The sequence below is a fragment of the Methanobrevibacter sp. genome (assembly GCF_045577275.1).
Taxonomy (GTDB): Archaea; Methanobacteriota; Methanobacteria; order Methanobacteriales; family Methanobacteriaceae; genus Methanobrevibacter.
In genome coordinates this window covers 1-8,002 of sequence record NZ_JAZNIB010000122.1, presented here as the reverse complement: position 1 = coordinate 8,002, position 8,002 = coordinate 1, and the positions used below count along the sequence as shown (strand labels likewise).

The window sequence follows — 8,002 nt, the reverse complement described above, 5'->3', positions numbered from 1 at the left end:
TTCAGTGCATAATGAAATATTATATTGTTTTTTAAGAATTAATGAAAATAAGTGTCTTTTATGTAAAATTAAGTTAATATAAATATTTGATGATTAAAAACAGTGTTTTAATCAAGATTTTAGAAAAAAATATTAAATCATTGATCTGATAGATTTAATCTTTTTTTGAAGTTTTGAAATATAATCAAATTCCTTTTCATAAGCTAGGGAATTTCCATATCCGCATCTTGGACAGATTGCCTTATTGCAGCCTTTGCATTGTCCACAACTTCCACATGATCCTCCTTCCATGGGATCAAATTCAAAACCACACATTCTACATTGCATGATATCACCTTAAATAATAAAATAATTAAAATTGATTTGAATTAATAGAAATAATTAAAATTTATTCTAATTAAAAAAATAATTAAAATTTATTCTAATTAATTTCTAATGTCTAATAAAAAAATTAAAATTAGAATTGGGTTAACCCAATCCTAATCCAAGTCCTACCATATATACTATGAAGGAAACCACATATGCAGTCACTAAGGTAACTCCAGACATGATCAATGGATATTTCCATCCGCCGGTTTCTTGTTTGATTGCCCCAAGGGCAGCGAAACAAGGTATGTACAGCAATACAAATACCATAAATACATAAGCTGTAAGAGGAGTGAATATTCCGTGCATTGCTGCGGCGATTCCGGCTCCCTCCTCCGCCACTCCGAAGAGTGAGCTGAAGGTACCGACTACAACCTCCTTAGCGACAAGACCAAATGCCAATGCTACAGCTGGTTGCCATTCGCCGAATCCTAAAGGAGCGAATACTGGAGCGATTACAGTACCGATTGTACCGATTGCACTTTCTTGAGATCCATACTCCACTCCTGCAGGGAAGTAACTTAACATCCAAATTACAATACTTGCTACCAAAATAATGGTACCTGCCTTTTTAATGAATCCCCATGATTTTTCAAGGGTGTGCATCAATATACCTCTGATTGTAGGCAATTTATAATCAGGCAATTCCATTACGAATGGAGCGGACATTTCCTTAAATGTAGTTTTCCTTAGGATAAATGCAACAATTACTGCCACAATTATACCTACCAAGTACAAGGATAAGATTACAAGACTTTGGTTAGCAGCGAAAAATGCACCAACCAATAACAAGTATACAGGCATTCTAGCGGAACAGGACATGAATGGTACAATCAACATTGTAATCAATCTGTCCTTTTCGTTTTCCATGGTTCTGGTTGCCATAATACCTGGTACACCACAACCGAATCCTAAAAGCATAGGGATGAATGCCTTACCATGCAATCCAACAAACTTGTGCATAAGCTTATCCATTACGAATGCCGCTCTTGCCAAGTATCCGCAGTCTTCAAGGAAACTGATGATCAAGAACAGTAGAATAATTTGAGGCAAGAATACAAGCACACCACCTACTCCTCCAATGAGTCCATTTACGAGGAAGGATGAAAGCATTGTTTCACCAAGGGATGCGATGATTGTATCACCAAGTATTCCAAAGAACTCATCAATCAAGTCTTGGAAAGGTGCACCAAATGTAAATACGATTTCAAACATTATGTACATTAAAACTATGAAAATCGGGAACCCCAAAATTCTGTTGGTAACGATTCTATCGATTTTTTCACTTATGGATACCTTCATATGATCAGGCTTTGTGAGAGATTCCTTCAATAGTCCATCAATGAATGCATATCTCGCATTTGCAATTACCTCTTCACTGCCTTCTCCAAAAATACCCTGCAAGTGGTCTTTTACTTTTTGGGTTTCAGATTGAATGTTGTTCCTTTTTGAAGACCCTTCAATTTTCTCTTCTACAATCTCATCATTTTCAAGCAATTTGATTGCAATCCATGATGAAGGAACGTCAAGTAAGTTCTTATCTTCTTCTATAACAGCCTGAAGCTCAGCGATATGTTCTTTAAGTTCATTGTTATAAACCAATCTTTCAGTAGTGTCCACTGGGTTTTGGGCTGCTTGTTCAATAGTTCTGAGTAATTCTTCCTTACCGGTATCACTATTTGCTTCGATTTCAACAACAGGAACTCCCAATAATTCAGAAAGCTTGCTTGCATTTATGGTATACCCTTTATCCTGAGCATACTTATTCATGTTTAAAGCTACAACCAAATTAGCTCCGAGTTCCATCATTTGAACAGTAAGATACAGGTTTCTTTCAATGTTAGCCGCATCTATGATGTTCACGATTACATCAGCGTCTTCATCTACGATGAAGTCTCTTGATACAATCTCTTCCATTGAATGAGCACTTAAAGCATAGTTACCAGGTAAATCTATTACTTCTACCTCATTGCCATTATGCTTATAATGACCTTTTGCTTGTGCTACGGTTTTACCAGGCCAATTACCTACATGTTGGTTTAAACCAGTTAAAGTATTGAATAAAGTGGTTTTTCCTACATTAGGATTACCTGCTAAACCTATTTTAAGATTTGCCATATTTATACCTTTTAAAAAATTTTAGTTTAATTAAATCTTAATGAATAAAATTTAATTTGAAATTTATAAAAATAAAGTCATTAATAAAGAATTAAAAATCCGAAAATTAAGATTTGAAATGATTTATTAATAAAAATGAAATATAAAAATCCCCTATAAAAAGATTTTAATATATTTTAAGGAAATTATCAAAATATAATTCTCAATATGCATATTAGAAATTTTTGAATCACAATTGAATTATAATTGAATTATACTTCAATTTCAATATTTTTAGCTTCCTCTTTTCTAAGACATACGGAATATCCCTTCACTTTGATTTGCATAGGATCTCCAAGAGGTGCAACTTTTTCTACTTCCACATCAGCACCTTTAACAAAGCCCATGCCGAGCAAATGTCTTTTTAATTCCAAGTCCCCTCCAGAACCATATGAAACTAAAGTACCAGATTCTCCAGATTTGAGTTCACTTAATTTTTTTTTCATAGTTTTTCCTCACAAATATTATAAAATAAGCATATGGTAGGAATTTAGGTATGCCTAAATCTATGTTTGATGCAATCCCAACATTTGAGATATTTGCAGTTTAATTAAAATTTTTAAAAGTTCTTTTTTAAAAATGGGGATATTTTTAAATAATTGCATTGGTTTTTAAAAATATTTTGGATTGTTAATTAAAATGAAATAAAAAGATTGCCCAACATAATTATTTTGGTATACCTAAAACCTAATTGATATTATGGTTTTCATGATATATAAAGTTTAGGTATACCTAATACACAATATAAAAATATTAATAGAATATAATAAAAACCAAGAAAAGATTATTTATAAAAAATAGTGACATTATTTAAAGATTTGATCCTATCAAAATTACCATTTAAATAATAAATCAAGATCTTTAATGTTTTCTCTATTCCGCTCTTTTGGCGCATGTACAAATTATCGGAATCAGCATCAATTAAATTAGCACTTACATCAGAACTAGTGCTAATAATTACATCATCATCAACGATAGCGATACCTCCGTATCCGATTCCTGCAGTTGTACCTATACCTATAGATGCATCAGCTATTTTTTTAGCAGCTTCTGCCATTAGGATAGACATTTCAATATCGCCGCTGTCATCATAAACCTTAATTCCCTTGATCAACTCCAAAGGCTCTACAGGATTTTCTATTTGAAGAATTGATTTGACAGCATCCAAAGTAGGTATGAACAAACCACATGTTACACTTAAATAAGTCAAATCAAAAATGGAACATTTATCCTCAAGAATTGCATCCTTCAAGCAATCCTTTTGAACTTCATTTACCAAATATGAATATTTAGACCCAAAATTATCTTCATATCCCTGAGCAAGGGCATGAATTTCTCGAGCCAATATTCCATGGGTAAAGCATTCTGCAGTAGCTATTGTAATCATTTTTAAACCTTCAGAATAATCAATTATTCATTATTCTTTTCTATCAATAATTTTAAAGCCTCTTTTGTTAGGGTGTTTGCAATATTATCCAAAACATATGGAGTTATTGGAATTGCATCTCTAATAAATGTGCTGGTGGTTAGAATCAGATGGTCCTTTACGATTCCTTCTTTTCTTAATTCATTGACTGCAGGGTTGGAATCATCAAATTCAGAAATGTCTTTCACCACTATCTCTTCATCACCAATTCCGAAGATTCCAGTAGTTCCAATTGTTTTAGAACCATTTTCATGTGCTTTTTTAATAATGTTTGCAGCTGTAGGTATTGTGTTTCCTCCAGCAATTTCAATAACAACAACATCCCCTGTAATTAAATCAATATTATCTTCAGAAATGTCTTCAGTTATAGAGACAACTTCTCTGAAATCAGGGTCATGAGTAGAAAGCTTCTTTAAGAAATCAGCTTTATAGGTACCTACTTCAGCACCTTTCAACAAGAATATTATATCTGATTCTGATATTTTTTGACCATCAATAACAGTTATTTTAGCTGGTCCGCCCCTATGAATTTGAATGAGATTAATGCCTGTTCTTAAGCCTAATCTGCCAAATCCAACTAAATCTATACTTCCTTTAGGTATCAAATTATTTTCCATTTCTTGAATCATTTTATCACATAAACTAAACTATAAATTAAAGATTAAAAATTAAAATTATAAATTAAAAATCAAAATGATAAATTTTAAAAAGAAAACTTAATTATTCTTAAAAATAAATCCTCATAAAAAATTAATCATTTGAAAATATTAGAAATCAGCGGAGATATATTTCCATGGAACTCCTGTGTCTATCATTTCCACTGGAACATCAATCCCCTGATGATTTTTCAGCAATTGTGTAAATGCAAATAAGCCTGGAAGCTCTATTATATGGTGAGAAACATCAATTAAGGTAACTCCTAACTTTTTAGCCAATATTGCATTTGAATGGTTTAAGTCACCAGACACGAAAGCATCAACAGACCTGTCTTTGGCCAATTTAATAAACTCCTTATTGCTTAATCCGAAACCAGAGACAATAGCTATCTTTCTAAGCATCTTATCAAAATCCCCATCATTAACCAAGCGAACATTTTCAGGTCCGAACTTATAGCAAACCAGAGCCAGAAACTGGTCCAATGTCTTTGTTGAAGAGCAGATCCTGCCTATTCCAGTAGGCTTATGAAAGATTGAAATAGGTTTCAAACCTAAATAATAGGCTAAAGCATCATTTGAACCTCCATTTATGATGTCCCAATTTGAATGAACAACATATGTTGGGGTCTTTGGCATGAACAATGGAGGATGATGTGAAATAACCAGATCCCCTTCTTCAAATTTCAAGTCATCTTCAGGCAACAGATCCATCAAAACATTAATATTCCTAATATCTAAATTTTCATAATTTTTACTGAAATACCCCACATTGTCATTTTCCAATGCATAATTACGAGGCACCAATTCATCTATAATATTAAAAATATCATTTGCAAACACATTACCACCTAATTAAAATTTCTGAACATATCTCATCAATAAAGTCCTTAATAATATCATCACAGTCAAATGGCTTAATTGTTGAAACCTTAATGACAGGTGATTCAATCAATCTAAAGAATCTTTCCAAATCCTTTTCCTTAAAGATAATCTCTTCATAAAATGTCATTTCAGATGCGCAATAAAGAACTCCCTCTTTGGCCAATATTCTATTCATGGATTGCCTTAAGACATCTATTGCCAAAGTCATGGTCCCAGATGTTTTTGTATTCAATCCTTTGGTTTTGAGAACATACCTATTATAGGAATTAACCATATTTGCCCTATTGTAAATGTTATTCTTATCCTTTAGCAAGGCATCATTTTCTTCAGCTATCGGGTCTTCAATCAGGAATACCTTTGTAAAAATAGCTTCGGATTGACTCTCATTAATTCCCCCCAATCCAGTTGTGTCAATGACAGCATCAGCATTTTTAATTAAGTCCAAATCTGAAGAGAACTTGATGTTTTTAAAATTCTCCATCAATCCATCTTCTTTAGTCTCCTCTTGAGATATGAGAGGATTTCCTAATTTTGAATCTATCAATCCCTCCAAATGAGGATAAATATCTACAATAGTGATATCCTTGAAATTATTGAAGGACAAATATTTTGCAATAGCGATTCCTGTAAAATAAGTTCCGATAATTACGATAGAACTTTCCTTATTGATAATTTCCTCATTATCTAACTTATTGAATAAATCCATTACAGCATTTGCTTTCTTTTCCAAAATCAGATTGAAAATATCAATTAATCTAATACTTGATTTTACTGTAAAAACCTCTGAACTTATTCCAGTATCATAATCTTTATTATCCATTTTAATCCTCGGAAATTTAAGAATTAAATATCCTCATCACATTCAAATCCAACTTTCCTTAACGCTTCCAATGTTTCCTTATAGACTGTTTCCTCTAAAGATTGCTTGTGAATCACATGTGATGGAGAGGAGGCTGCAGTGAGAATTCTGGACTTGTTGTCCATAAAAACCAAAAATGAACCGGAACCTGGAATTCCCAAACGACCTCTGGCAATGACCAGATCTGCATCAGACTGATCTATGGCTATCATGGCCTTTGAGATAGCTGGAGTTCTGCTAAAATCAGCATAATTGGTATTGACATGTAAATATTCGGCAGGAGGGATATTGAATTTTTTGAGAACTTCATTGATGACCTCCACCTTGATTCCATTTTTATTTGGAACAACAATCTTTGCATTCCTAATATAATTTTGAATTTCCTTAATTTCCTCTAAGGTATCTCCTTTACGAGTACCCTCATAAGATTGTGTGGAAGCTTTTCTAATACTTTCTTCAAAGGCCATTTTTTCACCAAAATAAAATTGAAATTAATAAAACTGAAACTTTAAAAAAAAATTAAATAAAATCTGATAAAGCCAATATCAAAAATCATTGGATTTTATCAAGATCTTAAGCATGAAGCTGAACTTCAAGACCTAAATCCTCTACTACGGAAATCACTTCATGCAAATTGCCGTATTCCGGATTTCCAACTCCTTTTACAACCAAAGGATAATCCTCTGGAATTACAGTTGCAAGATTATTGGCTCCTGCAAGCAAAGGAAGTTCCACATTTTCAGGACCGATGGTCGGTGTTGGAACGGTAATCCTGATTCTTGGATACATAATTCTGGTAATTGCAATTGTCTTTAACTGCTCTTCAATTGAACATGGAGGATGATTTTCCATTGGTGTGTCCACATAAGGATTGAAGCCCATTATAGGTATTTCCTCTAAAGTCTCAAAGGTTCCCAAGAACATTAAGTGGTCAACCCTATCCTCATAGGATTCACCAAGACCAATCAATAGTCCAGAAGACAATCCAATTCCTGCATCTGATACCATCTGACAAATGTTGATACGGTCTGATAATTTTTCACCAGGCTTTACGAAATTGAAAACATCCTCATTGATGGTTTCTAAATTACAGCAAACAGTATCGGCATTGCATTTCTTTAATTCATCCACTGCTTCTTGAGTTAAGTCAGCACCTACATTAACCAAGATTTCAAGTGAAGTTTCACCTTTTACTATTCTTGCAGCATTAACTGCCTGCTTGCCTTTATAGCCATGTCCTCCAGAACAGCTTATTCTAGGAATGCCTGATTTCTCAACGCAGAATGCTGCCTGACGAATTTCCTCATCAGACTTATAGAATGCATTATAATATCCTATTGAGGAAGTTTTTGCAGCAAACCCGCAATACTTACATCTTGGTTGAACTTGACATTTATTTGTAAGATGAATTGTTGAAGTTAATTTGATCACATCGGAACACTCATTACGAATGTCACATGCAATTTTACATAATTTCCTTAGATTTTCCTCATCATCTATTTCAAATAATTGAATTAACTCATTTTTACTTAATTTTTCTCTATTTTCAGCTTTTTCTAAGATAAATTCTATCAAGTTAACACCTTAACTAGTTTATAAAATAATTAATTAGAATAATTAATTTAAATAATTAAATAAAATAATTAGATTAACATT

The 8,002-nt window shown here is 32.8% G+C and carries 9 protein-coding genes; all 9 read right to left on the bottom strand.

Annotated elements, in window-relative coordinates; genetic code table 11:
- Positions 1–132: 132 nt before the first annotated feature.
- The 9 genes from ACKI67_RS03940 to hmdB all read right to left on the bottom strand — a co-directional run bounded on the left by ACKI67_RS03940 (position 133) and on the right by hmdB (position 7,921).
- Entirely contained in the window at positions 133–327 is a 195-nt protein-coding gene (locus ACKI67_RS03940; protein WP_407462086.1) for a hypothetical protein, read from the bottom strand.
- A 141-nt stretch (positions 328–468) separates the two neighbouring features.
- Positions 469–2,484: a ferrous iron transport protein B gene (gene feoB, locus ACKI67_RS03935; RefSeq protein WP_407462085.1), complete on the bottom strand. Its 2,016-nt coding sequence runs from the start codon at positions 2,482–2,484 to the stop codon at positions 469–471.
- A gap of 251 nt (positions 2,485–2,735) precedes the next feature.
- Positions 2,736–2,969, bottom strand: a complete 234-nt coding sequence (locus ACKI67_RS03930) for a ferrous iron transport protein A (RefSeq protein ID WP_407462084.1) — start codon at positions 2,967–2,969, stop codon at positions 2,736–2,738.
- 338 nt (positions 2,970–3,307) lie between these two features.
- The gene (locus tag ACKI67_RS03925) at positions 3,308–3,910 is read right to left on the bottom strand and encodes a UPF0254 family protein (RefSeq protein WP_407462083.1); all 603 of its coding nucleotides are present in this window, start codon (positions 3,908–3,910) and stop codon (positions 3,308–3,310) included.
- Positions 3,911–3,933: 23 nt separating this feature from the next.
- Positions 3,934–4,578 carry a hypothetical protein gene (locus tag ACKI67_RS03920; protein WP_407462082.1) on the bottom strand — a complete coding sequence of 215 codons (645 nt, stop codon included), beginning with the start codon at positions 4,576–4,578 and terminating at the stop codon, positions 3,934–3,936.
- 138 nt (positions 4,579–4,716) lie between these two features.
- Positions 4,717–5,445, bottom strand: a complete 729-nt coding sequence (locus ACKI67_RS03915; protein WP_407462081.1) for a Nif3-like dinuclear metal center hexameric protein — start codon at positions 5,443–5,445, stop codon at positions 4,717–4,719.
- Position 5,446: 1 nt separating this feature from the next.
- The gene (locus ACKI67_RS03910; protein WP_407462080.1) at positions 5,447–6,307 is read right to left on the bottom strand and encodes an SAM-dependent methyltransferase HcgC family protein; all 861 of its coding nucleotides are present in this window, start codon (positions 6,305–6,307) and stop codon (positions 5,447–5,449) included.
- A 23-nt stretch (positions 6,308–6,330) separates the two neighbouring features.
- The gene (locus tag ACKI67_RS03905) at positions 6,331–6,813 is read right to left on the bottom strand and encodes a DUF3236 domain-containing protein (protein WP_407462079.1); all 483 of its coding nucleotides are present in this window, start codon (positions 6,811–6,813) and stop codon (positions 6,331–6,333) included.
- Positions 6,814–6,919: 106 nt separating this feature from the next.
- The gene (hmdB, locus tag ACKI67_RS03900) at positions 6,920–7,921 is read right to left on the bottom strand and encodes a 5,10-methenyltetrahydromethanopterin hydrogenase cofactor biosynthesis protein HmdB (protein WP_407462078.1); all 1,002 of its coding nucleotides are present in this window, start codon (positions 7,919–7,921) and stop codon (positions 6,920–6,922) included.
- Positions 7,922–8,002: the final 81 nt, after the last annotated feature.